This window comes from Allofrancisella frigidaquae, assembly GCF_012222825.1.
Taxonomy (GTDB): domain Bacteria; phylum Pseudomonadota; class Gammaproteobacteria; order Francisellales; family Francisellaceae; genus Francisella; species Francisella frigidaquae.
On the sequence record NZ_CP038017.1, the window covers coordinates 1,227,063 to 1,246,607 of the forward strand.

The window sequence follows — 19,545 nt, forward strand, 5'->3', positions numbered from 1 at the left end:
CCATTTTTATATTTCCAGACGGTTTGAGCTAGATTATATATTATATCAACCCTAAAAGCTAAGTGTTACAGATCGATCTCTGTACACAATGATTTTTTATAAGCCAGATCAGTTCAGTTTGACAACTTATAATTTTAGTTTGCAACACTCCCATAATGATTTTTTCAACCAGCCCTTTGCCTTACTGTTTCATATAAGGCTATACCAGCAGCTACCGAAACATTCAAACTAGAAACTTTACCAAACATCGGTAACTTTGCTAAAAAATCACAACTTGTTTTAGTGCGTTGTCGCATTCCACTACCTTCTGCACCTGCTACTATAGCTATTGGGTCATTTAAATTCATATCATACAAACTATCACTAGCTTCACCCGCTAAACCTACTACCCACACTCCGTGTTTTTTAAGCTTTTCTATAGCTCTAGCTAGGTTTGTAACTACAACAATTTTAGTGTGCTCAGCAGCTCCACAAGCTACTTTTTTAACTGTAGCATTTACAGGTGCACTATTATCTTTAGGAACCACAATAAAATCCACTCCAGCTGAATGGGCACTACGGATACAAGCACCAAAATTATGTGGATCTTGAACACTATCAAGCACTAGGATGAAAGGTTTTTCACTCTCTAGCAATAAATTGGGGATATCATTTTCACTATATGTTCTTAGATTAGACTTTTCAATCGCAAAAATATTTTGGTGGTTTGCATCTTTTTTAATACAACTTGGCAAATCTTTAATACTATTTAAAAATGTAATCTCTATGCCTAAAGCTTTAGCTTCATCTATAATCTGAGATAATTTAGCATTTAAGCTTTGCTTTTGTAATACAAGCAACTCTTTTGCTTGGTTTGCTTTTACCAAACTTTCTACAGCATGGATTCCATACACTAAATCACTCATTATAAGCTTTCCAAAAATTTTACAAGTTTTTCTCTTAACCCATCAAAAGAGCCATTACTCATCATAACTATTTCTATTTCTTTATTTTTTTGGATTACTAAAGATCCTATTATATCCACAAACTCTTCTATATTTTTAATAAAATCAACGCTTATATTATCTTTTAAGAGTTCGTTTGCATTCCATTTTAATAAAGCATGATCATACAATAAAACTTTATCTGCCTTTAGTATCGCATTAGGCAAGCTTTCTTTATTATTTCCTTGTTTCATAGTGTTAGATCGCGGATCTATCAAGGCAATTATATAAGCTTGTGGATTTTTATTGCGTACAGCTTCTAACGTTAGTTTTATAGACGTTGGGTGGTGTGCAAAATCATCGTATAAAACAATACCTTCTCTTTTACATAATACTTCCAAGCGTCTTTTCACACCTTTAAAGCTCTCTAAAGCCTGCTTAATATCGTTATTAGATATATCAAGCTGTTTAGCTACAGCATAAGCACTCAATGCGTTTAAAGCATTATGCTCACCGATAAAATTCCAAGAAATTTCTACTTTATCACTACTATTTGAAGCCAGCATAAACTTAGAATAATCATTAGAGTGTTCTGTAATATAGAAACCCAATTTTGAATTAGCAACAACAACATTTGACCAGCATCCCATATCTATTATTTTTTGTACATTTGCATCAGAAGCATTATAAATTATGCTTGCACTAGCTGGCATTTTTCTAATAAGTTGATGAAACTGCCAATAGATAGCATCGATATCTTTAAAAATATCAGCATGATCATATTCGATATTATTGATTACTAAAATGCTAGGGTCATAGTGAATTAACTTAGAACGTTTGTCAAAAAAGGCTGTGTCATATTCGTCTGCTTCAATAACAAAATATTCTGAATCTGTATACCTTGAAGAAACTCCAAAATCCCCACTAATTCCCCCAACAAGAAAACTTGGGTTAAAACCAGCCTGTTCTAAAATTTTAATAGTCATAGTAGTAGTAGTAGTTTTACCATGAGTCCCCGCTATAGCTATAACCTTTTTATGTTTTAATATATTATGGTATAACCACTCTGGCCCAGAAAAATAATTTAATTTTTCATCTAAAATCTTTTCTATTATCGGCAAGCCTCTTTTCATAACATTACCAATAATAATTTCATCTGGTTTTGTCTCTAACTGTGAACAATCAAAGCCTTGAATAATTTCTATCCCTTGTGATTCAAGATAAGTACTCATTGGAGGATAAACATTAGTGTCAGATCCAGTAACTTTATAACCTTTTTGCTTAGCTAATATAGCTAGCGAGCCCATAAAAGTTCCACAAATTCCTAAAATATGAATATGTTTAGACATCAATTAAAAAAATGAATAACAAAAATTGCTACCAATTATATCAGCTTATAGTTTTTAAATATACAGCGACAATATACGCAAACATGCTAACCACATTTTAGAAAGACTCGCGAATGCGCAATAATACGGTTTTGAAAAATAAACATGCAATAAAAATATTTCGCATCACTCTTATCAAAAATAACTACACCTTATTAAATATAATACATATGATATAACGTATCTAATTTGTATATTTAGTTATATATTTTTTTTTGTAAAGTGATAGCAAAAAATGATAGAAACATCAAAAGCTGTATTACAAATTTTCAAAAAGATGATAACTTTGTATATGCATTCTTGAAATATAAGTAAATAATACCAATAGAGAAACAATACAATGAATTTTAAACAATATATTGAAGCATATCTCGAATTTAATGAAAATTTGGTCAAACTCTTAGATGAAGAAGATAAGCTATGTGAGCCTATAAGATTTTTTAACAACTTTTTACGTTAAGAAGAGTTTTATTTCTGGCATTACAAAGATGGATATGATACGTTCAACAGGGGAAGAATTAAAAGTAAAAGCTATAATCATTTTAACAGACTATCTTAAGTTTACAGAACAAGCAGAATTTAAATCTAAGTATTTAAGTACCATTCCTAAAATTTCTGATGATTTACACTTATCTAGAATAAAAAGAGAAACTTGTACTTTTATCGTTGAAAATGTAAATGCCCTGGCTAAGCTATCAATAGCTAATATGCAACAACAATCACCTAACTCTGATGAATATAATAAGATCCTCTTTCAAACCCACCTAGAAAATGTTAAACAAATTTTAAAAGAGAATAGTTTGATTGCTATTTCAGCAACAATCAACATACTTCAGAAAAAATTTATCCAGCATGCATCAACAACAAAAGTATCAAAACTAACAATGAAAGAAGCTAGCCAATATGCTTCTATCAATAACCCAGGTAGAATGTTATGTAGTAATAGCGCTATTTGTGCTGCTCTGGAAACAAATGGTATACTTTTAAACCGTAATGATAAAAAAATAGCATCTTTTGGTTATTTAAGGAGTGAACGTTTAACCGCTATATTTTTAGAAAAATGGTTTACTATACAAGAAGTAACGTTAGATTATAGGTTGTCTACTACTGAAAATGCAATTTTAGCGATCACAAGTGGAAAGTTTAATGGCGGAGTTTTTATAAGAACTACTATGAAAGAAGGTCCAGGCCATAGCGAATATGCAATGTCCGATGAAAAGGGTAAATTTTGGAAATCTGAAGCTAATAGTAATACTATTAACAATAGTATTACTCATAGTTACAGATGGCGCAAACTATATACAGGAAAGGATACGCATGTATTATATCATGACGACCTTGATGATAATGAATATGATAGCATCACTATTTGGGGGTTGATTAGAAAAGAAAATATAACTTGTGAAGCTAACCTAAACTTTAATAAACTTAGAATAGTTGAACAACTTAATAATAAAATTTTCAATTTTAACTTACCCAAAGTTAAACAAGTATGTTTAGCACACATTCAAGAATATCTTGATATAAAAACTCTATCATGGAAATCTTATAAAGATAGAGCTAATTTGATGTTTAATAGCATTCAACAACAAACTTCTATACAAGATGTGATAAAGACTATAGATAATGAAATTGAAGTCATTCGAAATTCAGGGAGTATTAGATATTTGAATAAATTAATTGATACTAAACTATATTTATCAAACATTTTAATGGAGAGCTTTTAACCGCGAGTCTCATTTGTAATAGCTAAACCATACCTGAAACTGATTGCTTAAAACACCATATATACATTCATAATTTCAACTCTTTTTTTAATGCAAGTGCCTGCTGTTACAAAGTTATTACTAGTATTCTGTGAATTATTATTTATACTTACAAAACAATTATTTAAATACAAGAAAAGTAAAGTGTTTATTGAATTTGCCCTCAAAAACCAAGTTCTTAAATTTGGAGAATTTACCCTTAAATCAGGTAGGATTAGCCCATATTTTTTTAATGCTGGGTTATTCAGTACTGGCAGTCAGCTTGCAACATTAGCAGATTATTACGCTCAGCTAATAGCTAAAAATAATATAAAATATGATATTTTATTTGGTCCTGCGTATAAAGGAATACCACTAGTAGCAGCTATATCAACTATCTTAGCTGTTAAATATAACATCGATATGCCATACGCTTTTGACCGCAAAGAAGCAAAAGATCATGGTGAAGGTGGCATTTTTGTGGGTGCAGATATGACAAATAAAAACGTTCTATTAGTGGATGATGTAATGACAGCCGGTACAGCCTTTTATGAATCTTATAATAAGTTAAAAAACATAAATGCTAAAATCACTGGTGTTGTACTATCAATAGACCGTCAAGAGAAAGCCAAGGACAGCGATATTTCAGCTACAAAAAAAATCTCCCAAGACTTCGGTATCCCAGTTTTAGCTGTTACTAACTTTGCAAGCATATTTGAGTATGTTAAAAAAAATCTTGATGAAGAAATGATTAGCAAGTTTAAAAACTATCGTGAAAAGTATGGATCATAACAAAGATATATATATAATAGCTGATTTACACCTAAACTCTCATCATGGTGAACCAGCTAATATTTTCAAAAAGTTTCTTGAAAAAATATCATCAAATGAAAATATTCTTTTCATACTAGGAGATTTTTTTGATTATTGGATAGGTGATAACCACAAAGATGACTTTTATCATCAAATCACAACGTGGCTAAAACAAGCTAGCGATAAAGGCTTAAAAACATATTTCATGCATGGTAATCGCGATTTTCTGATTGGCAAGAAATTTGCAAAATACAGTGGTGTAACTATAATTAAAGATCCTTATTATCTAAAAATTGCTGATAAAAAAATTCTTTTTTCTCATGGTGATTTATTTTGTACTGATGATAAAAGCTACCAAATCTACCGTAAATGGATTGCTTATAATAAGCCTTTAAGGTTTTTATTTCGAAGATTACCATTATTCTTGAGGGAAAAAACTGCCAAAAATGTAAGAAGCCATAGCTATGTGAAAAATCGTAAACACCCTAATATAGATGTCACATCAATAGGAATAGAAAAATATCGTAAAGATTGTGATATTATAATCCATGGCCACACTCACAGAATGGCTATTCACAAAGAAAAAGACCACACCAGGTACGTACTAGGAGACTGGTTCAAAACAGGCAATTATATAAAAATTTCTAAAAATGGCGATATAACTCAAGTTACTAAGTATAACTAATTATACTAAAAAGTGAGCCTTTCCACTTAACTGTGTAAATTCACTTACATGAATCTCTGAATTCTATGCTCAAACTCGATAGCGAAATAAGGCATAGCCTCATTCCAATATTTAACAGGCATAGACCATTTTTTAGTCAAATAATCTATAGCCAAGTACAAAGATTTGAAAACAGAGTCATCTTTAGGAAATAGCTTTTTATTCTTAATGACTTTCCTAAACTGGCTATTAAGCGATTCAATCGCATTAGTAGTGTAAATAACTTTACGAATTTTTGGAGGATATTGCAAGAATACAGTTAAATTATCCCAATTATTTATCCATGACTTTGAAATTAAAGGATATTTAGTATCATATTTATTTGCAAAGTTATCAAGCTCAGATTGAGCTATTGCAATGGTATCAGCATCATATATTTTCTTTAACTCTCTAGCTACCTCTTTCTTGTCTTTATATGGCACATACTTAAGACTATTACGAATTTGATGAACGATACAAAGCTGATGCTTTGTCTCAGGGTATATAGCTTGTATAGCATCAGACATGCCTTTTAAATTATCAGTACATGCTATAAATATATCCTGTAAGCCTCTATTCTTTAATTCAGTAAAAACACTAAGCCAATATTTAGCACCTTCATTTTGACTGATCCAAAGACCTAATACATCCTTATGACCAGTTAACGATATGCCAAGAGCCACATACACAGCTTTATTAATAATATGCTTGTCTTCTCTAACTTTAACGACTATACAGTCAAAAAACACTATTGGATAAACTGACTCTAAAGGTCTATTTTGCCATGCTTTAACATCATCAATAATAGCTTCTGTAACATCACTTATAAAGCTTGTACTTATCTTTGTATCATATAACTCAAATAACTGTTGTTGGATATCTGTAGTACTCATACCTTTAGCATACAAAGATATAATTTTTTGGTCTAAGCCGTTTATCTTGGTGACTCTTTTGGGAACTATTTGAGGTTCAAAGTCACTATCTCTATCTCGTGGAACTGATATTTCCAAATTACCTGTGTCTGTAGCTAATGTCTTGTTACTATAGCCATTCCTAGCATTTGATGAATTAGTCCTTTGGTGTTTTGAATAACCAAGATGACTATTCATTTCTGCATCTAGTGCTTTTTCTAATAATCGTTTTGTTAGTTGCTTTAGCAAACCATCTTTCTCAAACATTTGATTAATATCAACACCTGAATCTATTATTTGATCTGCAATAGCTGTGTAAATATCTTCTGACTTCTTATTCTTAGACATTGTTTCTATCCTTAATATTTCGCTAGAAATAATCTAGCAGGTTAATTAAGAATTTACACATTTATTTGGAAAGTCCCTAAAAAGTAGTACGTTACTCAGTTAGGATTGACCACGTAATCTACCGTCTTGAAAGTCGATAGATAAAGTTTTTATGAAATCTACAACTTCTTCCATCTCATAACTTCTAGCGCCTTTAACTATGACTTTTGTAGCTACGTCATTACAAAGCTTAAGAACTTGTTCTAAACCTTTTTTTAACTCTTCTTTTGTATCATAAAGTTTAACATTCTCACTTTGAATTTGGCTAAGAGTAACTTCTAGCAAACTCTTATCACCATATAAAAAAACTCTATCTAAGTTTGCTTCTTGTAACCACTGCCCCATCTGCCGGTGATAATTTTCTGCCTCGTTACCAAGCTCCTTCATCGAACTAATAGCTAAAATCTTTTTTCCATTAAACTCTGATAAATCTTCAATAGCTGCTTTTACTGCAGCAACACTAGCGTTATATGTATCATCTACCAGAATTAACTTTTCACTTAATTTCTTTATACAAAATCTACCTTTATAATTACTAATTTTGCTAGTATTTTTAAGAAAATCTTTTGGATCAACTCCTGCAGCAACTACACCAGCAATAGCTAATACACTATTAAATAAATTGTGTTTCCCTATAGCTGGAAGAAAATATTCATATTCTTTACTAAAGATACTAAGTTTAACCTTATAGGTGTCTTGGATAACATCATATCCTTTTATGTAAATATCTGCCATTTGGTTAAACATAGAGCAAGTGATTTTTTTACAGTCTAAGGCAGATACATACTTAGGTATTCTCTCATCGTCAAGATTTACTATACAATAGCCTTTTTGTGGTGTTGCTTTTAAGAGTTCACCCTTTTCTACCATTACACCATCTAAACTTTTCAAATTTTCTAAATGTGAAGCACCAACGTTTGTAATCATCGCTATATCTGGTTGAATGATTTCAGCTGCTGCTTTAATCTCACCACCCACATTAGTACCAGCTTCAATTACTGCAAAATCTGCCTCTTGAGGTGCTTCTAAAATAGTCATTGGTACACCAAGGTAATTATTTAAATTGCCTTTAGTAAAGTGAACTTTATTATCTCCCAATAGAGTTACTATCATTTCTTTTACAGTTGTTTTACCACAACTACCTGTTAGCGAGATTATTGGCATTTTTAATGATTTACGATACTCCTTAGCAAGCTTACGTAAGCCACGAATCGTATTGTCACAGACTACTTGCGGAATATCTGTATTTTGCTTTTTAGAAACTAATAGTGCTTTTGCACCATTTGTAATAGCTTGAGGAATAAAGTCATGGCCATCCCTATTTGCTACTATTGCAACAAACAAACTATCTTGCTTAATATCATTTGAATTAATAGTGATAGTTTTTATTTGAACATCTTTGCCTATATATTCAAACCCTACTTGAATTGCTAACTCTTTTAGAGAAGTGATCATATCTATTAATAAAAAACCGTCAAATAAGGTTATTGTAAGGCAACAGAGAAATATATGCTAGCAAAGACTGTTATTTTAACCTTGATGTATTGAAAAACAAATTAGCTAAACAAAGTCGAAGATTAGCGTTTATACGTAATAATTTGAACTTTCGTCTATTATAACCTCTTTTGCGACTCTTATCGCCTCACAAATAGTTCGATAATACTTTGATTTTTCGAAATTTTTAGGAAGATTTTTTATTTGCCCAGGATCTTTAGTCCAACGCTCAGTAATTTTATCATTTCCACTATACTTTACATCAACAGCTTCAAATGCCTTCTTTTCTTTGTTTAAAATCTCTAACATATTATCTACATTGTCTGCCATATCTATTGCACGAAAGACCATTTCTAATCTCCCTGTATGATGTCTACCCTTAAAGTACTCTGCTACTTTCGAAAACTTTGAAGCATTATTTGGATTAAATTTCGAATATGTTTTAAGTATTTCTAAAATTTTTAGTTTACACATCTTAGCCACTTTTAATTTCCAATCTTTTGCTAGTCGATGCTTAACACTCTGGTTTGACAATCTGCTGCTATAAGAGCTTCTACTTGAACCTGATTTTTTTTCTTCCTCATATAGAAAACTGCCTTGACCCCTATCATTCAAAAATTTATGATTAGCATAAAACTGTGATTGATCTAAAGACTTCCTTGTTGCATAACCACGATACATCCTCTGGATTGTTATAATTTTATTTTCGTGCTCCCTATTAACATCAAGTATCAAACTGTTCTTCACACTACTAAATCTACGACCTTGGGCAAAAGAGCTTCTTCCATTTTCTAATTTTTCTTTTTGTTTCTGGTAAAACTCCTCAAATTTATTTACCAAATATGAATATTTTTCTATGTAATTTACATCTTGTGATAAAGTAGATACTTTTGTCTTCTGATTTATATTAATTACTCCTGCGTAGAAATCTTCTACTTTATAATCTTTTGCGCTTTCTAAAAGCTTATTAACTTCAGAAAGTTTTACCGCTGTATGAATCCACGGGTCAACTACAATAGCATTTCTCAAGTCATTTTCATATTTTGCATATAAGCTTTCTAAGTTAGAAAGGCTAGGTAAGCTACCTTCTTTTAAATTGAAGAACGAGTACGATTGATGTAGTATAATTATCGCATGATTATTATCTTTTTGTTCGATCATAATCTTTGTTACATAAATTGCTTCATGATAATTGGTTTTAATCAAATTACTAATGTACATTGCAGTAGCTATTAGACGACCACAGTTTGCTGTACCCATAGATAAAGCCGCCTGTGCTTTTTCAATGTAACCGTTAAGTTTTGTAGGATCTTTTCTTGAATCTACCATGTCATTATGAAGCTTTTTATAAAAGTCCGTATTTTTGTATTCATAAAATAGTTGTCCTTTATTATCCATGTTCACCGCGTAGGGTATATAAAACTTAACAGTCTCAACCAAAGCAGCTCCAATAGCTAACAATTCATTACTATCGATCATTGTATACAACATTTAAATTTGTTTTACATTATTATATAATAATAATTAAATTTTTAAATATTAATTTTAACTTTTAATGCCGAAAGCTATTAAAACGTCCTAGACTAATTCAACTAATAAGTGGTTGCTAAGCTTACTTGAAGTTTTCAGCCAGATTTATGAATCTATAGCCTTGCTTACTAAATTATAGTAACCATCTTTATTTGTATATAATTTTTCCAACCTGAACTGCGCGTTCCAACCCTCTAACTTATCTAAAAGAGCTGTATATCTAACTCTATCCATAGCTCTGTGCCTACGAATATCTCTCACCCAGTCTAATTTTAAATCCACATCTGAGGTATATTTTTCAAAGTCATATTTTGTTTCCGGCACTACACCTAAACTAAATAATCCTTTAGCTGTTGAAGTCATAGTTATATTTTCCTTGCTTAAATTAGTAGGTGCTATATTTGAGCTTCTTACGATAGGAAGTATAGTCATTACTCTTATAAATATTTTTACCAGTTTATCTTCCCCGGGGTATCTATAATCATCTATACATCTTTCTAGATATAAAATTACAGAGTTTATAGCTTTACCTTTTCGATCACTATGAAGACACCAACTATACCAGTAGGATGATTTACTTTTTAATCTAGTAAAAAAATCTATTAAACTAATTAACTGTTGTTGTAAATGCTTTCTTGTTGCATAACCACGATACATCCGCTGAATTGTTACAATTTCATTTTCATTCTCTTTATTAACATCAAGTATTAAACTATTTTCCACGCTACTAAATTTACGTCCTCTAGCAAAACTATCACTACGTTCTAATAGTTTTTGTTGTTGCTCTTTATAAAAAAATTCAAACGTATTTACATAATCCTCACTTATATTAGTGACTTCACTTTCTGGAGAGATTGTAATACGGACACCTCCATACCTTATGGTACCCTCAAAAAAATCTCTAACTTGGAATAATTCTGCATGTTCCAAATGCTCTAAATAATTTGATAATTTTGTAGCTTTATATGTCCATGGATCAATAATAACAGCGTTGCTTAACTCAGGATCGATTGATAATCCATGAACATTATCTTTGTAATATACCCAGTCTGGAGATGTACTATTGAATAACTTTAAACTAGTATGGGCTAATACAAACGTATGCTTGAAGGTACTTATAAGGGATAAATAAAATGTACCTATTCTTATTTTTTTTGAGCCTTGTGCTATATACAAGCAAGCTAACGATAGCTCATCACACCAACCAACACCTAGCTCTAGTCCGACTTTCCCATACCCTTGGGGTGTATAAGTTAAGCCTGGTATATTATCTATCTGTATCACTTCTTCACGTCTTTTTTTATAAAATTTGCTTGCTTTATAGTTAGAATATAATAGTTCGATATTTTCTGAATACTTTATATATTTTCTAACTGTCTGAACAAGTGCTGCACCAATAGCTAACAACTCATCACTATCAATCATGTTAATATCCCCATTTTTTATTTTTGTACACATTTTAATATTTTGATCACAAATATTGCCAACAAACAAGTTGCTAATCATTTTCTCAAACTACAAAATGTGACGCATAAAACTGAATTTCTAGAATCAGACTAAATAATTTTACTAACATTTCTGCTGTAAATCTAAGTCGAGAGATTTAAAGTATTAATATAAGCTGAGATTATATAGCTAACGATATTAAAAAGTAGTAGGCTATAACGATAGTAGACTTTTTATAACTTATTATCTACATGTATACTAGAATGGACAAAATATCAAACAAAAGCCAGATTAACTGCTTCTAAGAGTTACAGTTCTATTAAATACAGGCTTTTCTTTTGAGTAATCTTTCTGATCTGCTACAAAATAGCCAATTCTGTTAAACTGAAAATGCTCTTCAGGCACAGCATCTTCTAGAGATTGTTCTAGCTTAGCATTTTTGATAACTTCCATAGAATTAGGATTTAAGCTATCTTCTATGTTTTCAAATTTAGTTGGGTTTTCGTCATTAAAAAGTCTGTCATAAATCCTAATTTCAGCATCTATACAGTTATTAGCATCTACCCAGTGGATAATACCATTTGGTTTTTTATCATCTTCTGGTTTTTTACCACCTAGAGTTTCTGGTAGATAGCTACACTTTAATTCAATAACCTTACCACTAACATCTGTAATAACCTCGTCACAATCTATTACATAGCTATTCATAAGTCGCACTCGACCATTTGGACTTAGTTTTTTCATACCTTTTTCAAGCTCAAATACAAAATCATCTCTTTCAATAAATATCTCAGACGAAATGGTGATATCTCTTCTACCTAAATCGTGGTTTTGTGGATGATTTGGCACATCTAAGGTATGTGGCTGCATCCCTTTTATAGTTATTTTAATAGGATCTAAAACAGCATTTTTCCTTAAAGCGTTTTTATTAAGGTCATCTCTAATAGACTCTTCAAGTACTGATACATCAATTATAGAATCTTGTTTTGATATTCCTATCATTTCACAAAAATTACGGATAGATTCTGCAGTATAGCCTCTACGACGATAACCTTTTAGTGTAGGCATACGTGGATCGTCCCAACCATTTACCAAGTTATTATCAATTAGATATTTCAATTTTCTCTTACTTGTAATCGTATAGTTTAGATTAAGCCTAGAAAACTCTATTTGCTGAGGTTTAACTTGAAACTCTGTCTCATTTACCACCCAATCATAAAATGGTCTTTGATCTTGAAACTCAAGAGTACAAAGAGAATGAGTGATACCTTCTATAGCATCTTCTAATGGATGGGCAAAAGCATACATTGGATAGATACACCATTTATCACCAGTTTTTGGATGACGTGAGAATTTTATTCTATATAAAGCTGGGTCCCTTAGATTGATATTGCCAGATGACATATCTATTTTTGCTCTTAAAGTTTTACTACCTTCAGCAAATTCACCTTTTTTCATTTTTTCAAAAAGTTCAAGATTTTCTTGTATACTTCTATCTCTATATGGACTATTGTGGCCTGCTTCTTTTAGGGTGCCTCTATATTGCTTCACTTCATCTGCAGACAGATCACAAACATAGGCCTTTCCCTTTTTGATAAGTAACACAGCAAGATCATACATTTTATCAAAATACTCTGATGCAAAGTGAGGCTGATTTTCCCACTTAAAACCAAGCCATTGTACATCCTCTTGGATTGCATTTATATATTCGATATCTTCTTTATCTGGATTAGTATCATCAAACCGTAGATTACACTTTCCACCAAATTCTTGAGCTATGCCAAAATTTAGACAAATAGATTTTGCATGTCCTATATGCAGATAACCATTAGGTTCCGGTGGGAACCGTGTTAGTATGCTAGAAATGTTATTATTTTCTAGGTCTTTTTTAACAATATTTTTGATAAAGTGAGTTTTAACAGTATAATTTTTATCAGTCATATTTCTTATAATAATGTGGATTTAATATATTAGTTAATATTTTACTTTATTCGAGAACTCTGCGTACAATTTTTTGAAAAAAAAGTATATTCCAGCTATAATCTGACTAAAATATCACTAGCTTACCTGGCTAATAAGGAAACTTGTATCATGGATCCGTCTATTGTGGATGATAGTAAGTATTTATTCACAACAAAAAATGTGTACCAAAATTTAACTTTGGATGAACTTGCTGAACACGCGCAACATACTTGTAACTTCATAAATATGGATGGTAAAACCTTAATAGTCGATAGTGGAAATATCAAAGGCAGACTACCTGATGATAAGTATGTGGTTGAAACTAAATACGCTAAAAAAAATGTTTGGTGGCATGAACATGGTTCTGATAACAAAAGGCTTAAACGTAAAGACTGGAAGTTAATTAAACAAAAACTTTGTGATAACATTTCTAGCAAAAATATATTTGTTATAGAAGGTTTTTATAACCATGATGAAAAAAACAGAATAGCTGTTAGACTTATAACAACTCAAGCTTCAGCTGCTTATTTTTTTAGACTTATATGTATTAGGCCAGCTATAAAGGAGCTTGAAGATTTTAAACCACAATGGATAATGATGCATTCCCCTGAAACTAGTATAGATAACTATAAAGAACTCGGGTTGAATTCATCAAAAGTTATAGCAACAAACCTTAAACAACGCCAAAGCATATTTATAGGTACTCGCTACCTTGCAGAAATTAATAAAGTTTTGTTATCGATCATGAGTTATTATTTATCACTAAATAATATTGGTATCTTTTACTGCTCTGTTGGGGTTGATGCAGAAGCTAGAAGCCTTATGTTCTTAGGGCTTTCTGGTAGTGGTAAGACAACCTTAGCTTTAGACAACCATAGGGCTTTAGTCACAAATGAAGCCATAGCATGGACAGAATCAAAAGGTTTATACAGCTTAGAATCTGGACTAACTATCAAAGCTGCTAGTTTTAAAGAAGATGATAGCCGTATAAAAAACGTTTTACAAAACCATTTGCTTATAGAAAACCCTAATTTTGATGAAGGCGGGAATATCATTTTCGGACATAAAGAACATTCTCAAAGCAACACCTATCTAACATTTTGTCGAGAAAATTTTGAAAACTGTATTACAAATACTAGTGATCCTAGTACAATAATTTTTTTAGTAAAAGACGCGAAAGGTGTGTTGCCTAGAATAGCAAAATTAAGTAAAGGTCAAGCAATATATTATTTCTTATCAGGTTATACTAGTACTTCAACAGGAGTTGAAGAAGGTGTAGTAGAACCAAAACCTGAATTTTCTAGTTGTTACGCTCAACCATTTTTATTACTCCAACCCACAAGGTACGCAAGTATTTTACGGCAAAGATTAAAACATAGTAACGCTAAAATTTATATGATAAATGTTGGCTGGATAGATGGCGATTTTAAAACAGGTAGGCGTGTACCGGTAGAAGAAACAAAAGCTATCGTTAACTATCTAGTAAATGATAAGCAAGATATTACTTTTAAATATGTACGACAAAAATATTTTAATTTTAAATCATTAATAACAATCCAAGACCAAGACCAAACCTTACATTTAACTAATTACTGGCAGGATCAATCAGAATACAAAAAACAGTATAAATCCTTAGCTAAAGCTTTTATCAAGAACTATGAGCAGTTTGAAGAAGATGAATTTGCCCTAAAATATAAAAAGTTTCAACCAATTGTGTAAACAAAAGTAAATCTACAGAAAAATTAAGCCACATGTAGTGGCTTTCAAGTTTTTATACTTAATTGTCTAAAGGACTAAATTTTCTTGAAGATAACTGAACCATTAGTGCCACCAAAACCAAAGGAATTATTAAGCACATAATCAATTTTCATTTTTTTAGCAGCATTAGCAGCATAATCCAAGTTACAGCCATCATCTAAATTTTGTAAATTTATGGTTGGTGGAGCAACTTGGTCTCTTATAGCTAAGACACTAAATATAGATTCAATTGCACCAGCAGCACCTAGTAGGTGACCCGTCATAGATTTTGTAGAGCTCATAACGAGGTCTTTTCTATATTGACCAATAGTTTTTTCAACCACTTGACTTTCTTGAACATCACCTAAAGGAGTCGAAGTACCATGTGCATTTACATAATCTATAGCATCAGGGTTTTTTTCAAGTCCTGCATCTGCTAAAGCATTTTTAATACATTTTTCTTGACCTGGTGCGTAAGGCATAGTCATATGGTAACCATCGGCTGACATACCAAAACCTACAACTTCAGCATAAATCTTAGCTCCACGTGCTTTTGCTCTTTCATACTCTTCTAATACTACTACTCCAGAGCCATCACCTAAGACAAAACCATCTCTATCTCTATCCCATGGACGAGAAGCTCCTTGCGGGTCATCATTTCGAGTAGATAAAGCCCTAGCGGCAGCAAAACCACCAATACCAATAGCATTACTAGCTTTCTCAGAACCTCCTGCAAGCATGACATCAGCATCACCGTAAGCTATAAGTCTCGCTGCCATACCAATATTGTGAGTACCAGTTGTACAAGCAGTAACTATAGGCACATTAGGCCCACGTAAGCCATGATTTATTGATATAACACCAGATAAGATATTTATAATTGATGATGGTATACAAAAAGGAGATATTTTTGATGGTCCCTTTGCATCAATAGTAGCTTTTGTAGACTCTAAAGTTTCAATACCACCAATACCAGAACTAACTGCTACTCCAAACTTATAAGAGTCTTCTTCAGAAACTTTATCTATACCAGCATCCTTTAAAGCTTCATTAGCAGCAGCTATACCATAGTAGCAAAAAGGATCCACTCTTTTTGCATCTTTCTTGCCTACAAGCTTCTCTACATCAAAGTTTTTAATTCTTGCTGCAAATCTTACCTTGAACTCACTAATATCTGGTGCTGGAGTATCAAAACCAGTTATAGTTTCTACACCACTTTTACCAGCTAAGATATTAGCCCAAGTCGTAGGCACATCATTTCCCAAAGGTGTTACCATTCCAAGACCAGTAACAACTACTCTACGATTAGATTTCATATTAAATTAACCTATTTAATTCTTTTAGAAAAAAGCATGAAACTAGTCTAAATAAAATCATGCCACTTTTGAGATTAATTTTTGATTAGTTTACTTTAGAGTCAATATAGTCGTAAACATCTTTAACAGTTCTGATTTTTTCAGCATCTTCGTCAGGAATTTCAGTGTCAAATTCTTCTTCTAGAGCCATTACTAACTCAACTGTATCAAGGGAGTCGGCACCTAAATCATCAATAAAAGAAGCTTCTGGCTTAAGGTCTTCTTCTTTAACGCCTAATTGTTCAACTATGATAGAGTTTACTTTAGCATATAATTCGTTTGCGCTCATTTTTTTTCCTTCTATTATTTTGTTTAAAATTTTTAAATTAACTAACCGTTTTAATAATATTATTTTTTGTCTCTTTTTGCAATAATTTTGCAAAAATTAAGCCATATACATACCACCATTAACGTGTAAGGTTTGTCCTGTAATATATCTAGCTTCTTCGGAAGCTAAGAAAGCTACAGTATTAGCTATGTCTATAGGTTGGCCCATTTGTCCTGAAGGTATTTTACCAGCTATGAACGTTTTTTGTTCTTCAGTAAGCTTATCCGTCATATCTGTAGCTATAAATCCTGGTGCTACAACGTTCACTGTAATATTACGACTAGCAACTTCATAAGCTAAGGATTTTGAAAACCCGATTACACCTGCTTTAGCAGCACAATAATTGGTTTGGCCTGGGTTACCTGCAGAAGCTACTACTGAACCTATAGAAATAATTCTACCCCATCTTTTTTTCATCATACCGCGAACACATTCTTTTGACATTTGGAAAATAGAACTTAGATTGGTATTGATAACAGCATTCCACTCGTCATCCGACATTCTCATCATTAGATTATCACGAGTAATACCAGCGTTATTTACTAAAATATCAATAACTATTTTTTCATCTTTAATTTTAGCAAAGAAATTTTTTATACTCTCAGAATCTGAGATATTTAAAACCATTCCTCTTGCACTTAAACCCTGATCTGTTAAGCTTTGTTCAAACTTTTTGGCGCCAGTTTCTGAGGTTGCAGTACCTATAACAGTAGCTCCTTTTTTTGCAAGAGTAACAGCCACTTCATAGCCAATACCTCGACTAGCTCCTGTTACTAAAACTACTTTTTCTTTTAAAGACATTTTTTATTATCTCCTTATAGTTATTGAATATTTTCTAGACTATCAATAGTATTTGTATCTTTTGTACTTAAATTTTTGTCAATCCTTTTTATTAGCCCACACAGCACTTTGTTTGGTCCGCATTCAATAATTTCGTTGACACCCAAATTTACAAGTTCTTGTACAGATTGGGTCCACAATACCGGTTTATATAATTGCTTGATTACAGCTTCTTTTATTTCACCTAGACTAGAGTGTGATTTAGCATCAAAATTTTGTACAACAGCTGTTGTAGGGTTTTTAAACTCTACTTTATTTAATTCTATTTCAAATTTTTCTGCAGCACCCTTCATAAGTGAACAATGAGAAGGCACACTTACAGCCAATATTTGAGCACGTTTTGCACCCTTTTCCTTCGCTATAGCATTAGCCTTTTCTACAGCTATCTTTTCACCAGAAATAACAACCTGACCAGTCGAATTAAAATTTGCTGCTTCAACGATACCTTCATCAGAAGCTTCTTGGCAACAAGCTACCACGTCATCATTAGATAATCCAAGAATAGCACTCATAGCACATTCTTTGTCTGTAACAGCATTTTGCATAAGTTTACCTCTAGTTGAAACCAACTGTAAAGCATCCTTATAAGAGATACATTCAGCAGCCAATAAAGCAGTATATTCTCCCAGGCTATGACCAGCAAAATATTGGACCTCTAGGCCTGGCCTTTGTTCTTTAAGTACCTTATATATCGCGTAGCTTGTAGCTAAAAGTGCCGGTTGTGTAAACTCAGTTTTATTTAATTTTTCTTCATCATTTTGAATAATGTTCCATAGATCGTAACCTAAATGGTTTTTCGCCTCATCTATTATATTTCTAAATGTTGCAAAGTTTTGATAATAATCTTGTAACATACCTAGTTTTTGTGAACCTTGACCAGGAAATACAACAGCAATTTTTTGTGACATAGTGTTCTCCTTATTATTGAAAATCAAAAAAGTTTTTAGAATATAAAAGTTGATAACTTTATTATATCTTTGCTACGAATCCGCCCCACACAAATCCTGCGCCAAAGGCTTCTGATATTATAATTTGTCCTGGCTTAATTTGTCCGTTTCTAACTGCATAATCTAACGCTAGTGGTATAGATGCTGCTGAAGTGTTGCCATGATCTTGTAATGTAGTTACCACTTTAGACATAGGCATGTTTATCTTATTTGCTGTTGAAGTTAGTATTCGATAGTTTGCTTGATGTGGTACTAACCAATCTATATCACTAGCTTTTATTCCAGCTTCTTGAATTAGTTCTTCAGCCAAAGACGATAACCTTGAAACAGCAAATTTAAAAACTTTATTTCCTTCCATTATCAGGTATGGGTCTATAGTGATAGCTTCTCCTCTATTATTAGGCAGATTGTTAGGGATATTTAACGTCTCTAAGCATGAGCCATCTGTATAAAGTAAAGAGGATAAAATTTTCTTCTCTTGGCTTTGAGATAGAACTACAGCACCGGCTCCATCACCGAAAAGTACACAGGTTGACCTATCATTCCAATCAAGTACTCTGGTCATCTTTTCAGCACCAATTACTAATATGTTTTTTGCTGAGCCATTTTCTATATATTGTTTTGCAATATCAAGCGCGTATACAAAACCACTGCATGCTGCAGAAACATCAAAACAGCGGGTTTTAAAATTTTTGATATCAAGTGCTTTTTGAACAATAGAGGCTGTAGAAGGCATAATGTAGTCACCCGTACTAGTGGCAACTATTATCGTGTCAATTTCTTGAGCGTCTAAATTAGCCGCTTCTAAAGCTTTTTTTGCTGCTTCGGTAGCCATAAAGCTAGTATTTTCTTGCTCATTAGCACAGTGGCGTTTTTCTATACCAACTCTTTGCTTTATCCACTCATCAGAAGTATCAATAAATTTACTTATATCATCGTTAGTTAAAATTTTTTCAGGCAAATAACTTCCTGTACCTAATATTTGTGCAAACATTCAATAGTCTACCTATATGTTAGTTAAATACAATATATGAAA

The 19,545-nt window shown here is 32.1% G+C and carries 16 protein-coding genes; 4 read left to right on the top strand and 12 right to left on the bottom strand.

Features of this window, described 5'->3' with window-relative positions:
* Positions 1–164: 164 nt before the first annotated feature.
* Positions 165–905 carry a 23S rRNA (guanosine(2251)-2'-O)-methyltransferase RlmB gene (rlmB, locus tag E3E15_RS05775; RefSeq protein WP_172106940.1) on the bottom strand — a complete coding sequence of 247 codons (741 nt, stop codon included), beginning with the start codon at positions 903–905 and terminating at the stop codon, positions 165–167.
* On the bottom strand, positions 905–2,272 hold the full coding sequence (gene mpl / locus E3E15_RS05780) for a UDP-N-acetylmuramate:L-alanyl-gamma-D-glutamyl-meso-diaminopimelate ligase (RefSeq protein ID WP_172106941.1): 1,368 nt from the start codon (positions 2,270–2,272) through the stop codon (positions 905–907). Before mpl ends, rlmB begins: the two co-directional genes overlap by 1 nt.
* Before the next feature lie 533 nt (positions 2,273–2,805).
* On the opposite strand from mpl, the gene E3E15_RS05785 reads away from it, so the two are divergent.
* The 3 genes from E3E15_RS05785 to E3E15_RS05795 all read left to right on the top strand — a co-directional run bounded on the left by E3E15_RS05785 (position 2,806) and on the right by E3E15_RS05795 (position 5,554).
* On the top strand, positions 2,806–4,038 hold the full coding sequence (locus E3E15_RS05785; RefSeq protein WP_172106942.1) for a hypothetical protein: 1,233 nt from the start codon (positions 2,806–2,808) through the stop codon (positions 4,036–4,038).
* Positions 4,039–4,221: 183 nt separating this feature from the next.
* A complete protein-coding gene (gene pyrE, locus E3E15_RS05790; protein ID WP_172107246.1) occupies positions 4,222–4,848 on the top strand; it encodes an orotate phosphoribosyltransferase in 627 nt (208 codons plus the stop codon).
* Positions 4,838–5,554 (top strand): UDP-2,3-diacylglucosamine diphosphatase, encoded by a 717-nt coding sequence (locus E3E15_RS05795; protein ID WP_172106943.1) that lies wholly within the window; start codon positions 4,838–4,840, stop codon positions 5,552–5,554. Before pyrE ends, E3E15_RS05795 begins: the two co-directional genes overlap by 11 nt.
* Positions 5,555–5,598: 44 nt before the next feature.
* Here E3E15_RS05795 and E3E15_RS05800 read toward each other — a convergent pair whose 3' ends face one another.
* The 5 genes from E3E15_RS05800 to E3E15_RS05820 all read right to left on the bottom strand — a co-directional run bounded on the left by E3E15_RS05800 (position 5,599) and on the right by E3E15_RS05820 (position 13,281).
* Positions 5,599–6,831, bottom strand: a complete 1,233-nt coding sequence (locus E3E15_RS05800) for an IS256 family transposase (protein ID WP_172106156.1) — start codon at positions 6,829–6,831, stop codon at positions 5,599–5,601.
* 99 nt (positions 6,832–6,930) lie between these two features.
* Entirely contained in the window at positions 6,931–8,325 is a 1,395-nt protein-coding gene (locus E3E15_RS05805; RefSeq protein WP_172106944.1) for a UDP-N-acetylmuramoyl-tripeptide--D-alanyl-D-alanine ligase, read from the bottom strand.
* Positions 8,326–8,454: 129 nt separating this feature from the next.
* Positions 8,455–9,843, bottom strand: coding sequence for a hypothetical protein (locus E3E15_RS05810; protein ID WP_172106945.1), 1,389 nt, complete (start codon positions 9,841–9,843; stop codon positions 8,455–8,457).
* A 156-nt stretch (positions 9,844–9,999) separates the two neighbouring features.
* Positions 10,000–11,319 (bottom strand): hypothetical protein, encoded by a 1,320-nt coding sequence (locus tag E3E15_RS05815; protein WP_172106946.1) that lies wholly within the window; start codon positions 11,317–11,319, stop codon positions 10,000–10,002.
* Between the two features lie 312 nt (positions 11,320–11,631).
* Positions 11,632–13,281 carry a glutamine--tRNA ligase/YqeY domain fusion protein gene (locus E3E15_RS05820; RefSeq protein ID WP_035719872.1) on the bottom strand — a complete coding sequence of 550 codons (1,650 nt, stop codon included), beginning with the start codon at positions 13,279–13,281 and terminating at the stop codon, positions 11,632–11,634.
* A 150-nt stretch (positions 13,282–13,431) separates the two neighbouring features.
* On the opposite strand from E3E15_RS05820, the gene E3E15_RS05825 reads away from it, so the two are divergent.
* A complete protein-coding gene (locus tag E3E15_RS05825; RefSeq protein WP_172106947.1) occupies positions 13,432–15,021 on the top strand; it encodes a phosphoenolpyruvate carboxykinase (ATP) in 1,590 nt (529 codons plus the stop codon).
* A gap of 74 nt (positions 15,022–15,095) precedes the next feature.
* Here the strand turns inward: E3E15_RS05825 and fabF are convergent, their stop codons facing one another.
* The 5 genes from fabF to E3E15_RS05850 form a co-directional block, all read right to left on the bottom strand.
* Positions 15,096–16,355, bottom strand: coding sequence for a beta-ketoacyl-ACP synthase II (gene fabF / locus E3E15_RS05830; RefSeq protein WP_035719876.1), 1,260 nt, complete (start codon positions 16,353–16,355; stop codon positions 15,096–15,098).
* Between the two features lie 85 nt (positions 16,356–16,440).
* Positions 16,441–16,683, bottom strand: coding sequence for an acyl carrier protein (gene acpP, locus E3E15_RS05835; RefSeq protein ID WP_035719877.1), 243 nt, complete (start codon positions 16,681–16,683; stop codon positions 16,441–16,443).
* A 96-nt stretch (positions 16,684–16,779) separates the two neighbouring features.
* Positions 16,780–17,523 (bottom strand): 3-oxoacyl-ACP reductase FabG, encoded by a 744-nt coding sequence (fabG, locus tag E3E15_RS05840; protein ID WP_172106948.1) that lies wholly within the window; start codon positions 17,521–17,523, stop codon positions 16,780–16,782.
* A 20-nt stretch (positions 17,524–17,543) separates the two neighbouring features.
* The gene (fabD, locus tag E3E15_RS05845; RefSeq protein WP_172106949.1) at positions 17,544–18,470 is read right to left on the bottom strand and encodes an ACP S-malonyltransferase; all 927 of its coding nucleotides are present in this window, start codon (positions 18,468–18,470) and stop codon (positions 17,544–17,546) included.
* Positions 18,471–18,531: 61 nt separating this feature from the next.
* Positions 18,532–19,503 (bottom strand): beta-ketoacyl-ACP synthase III, encoded by a 972-nt coding sequence (locus tag E3E15_RS05850; RefSeq protein ID WP_035719882.1) that lies wholly within the window; start codon positions 19,501–19,503, stop codon positions 18,532–18,534.
* Positions 19,504–19,545 lie beyond the last annotated feature (42 nt).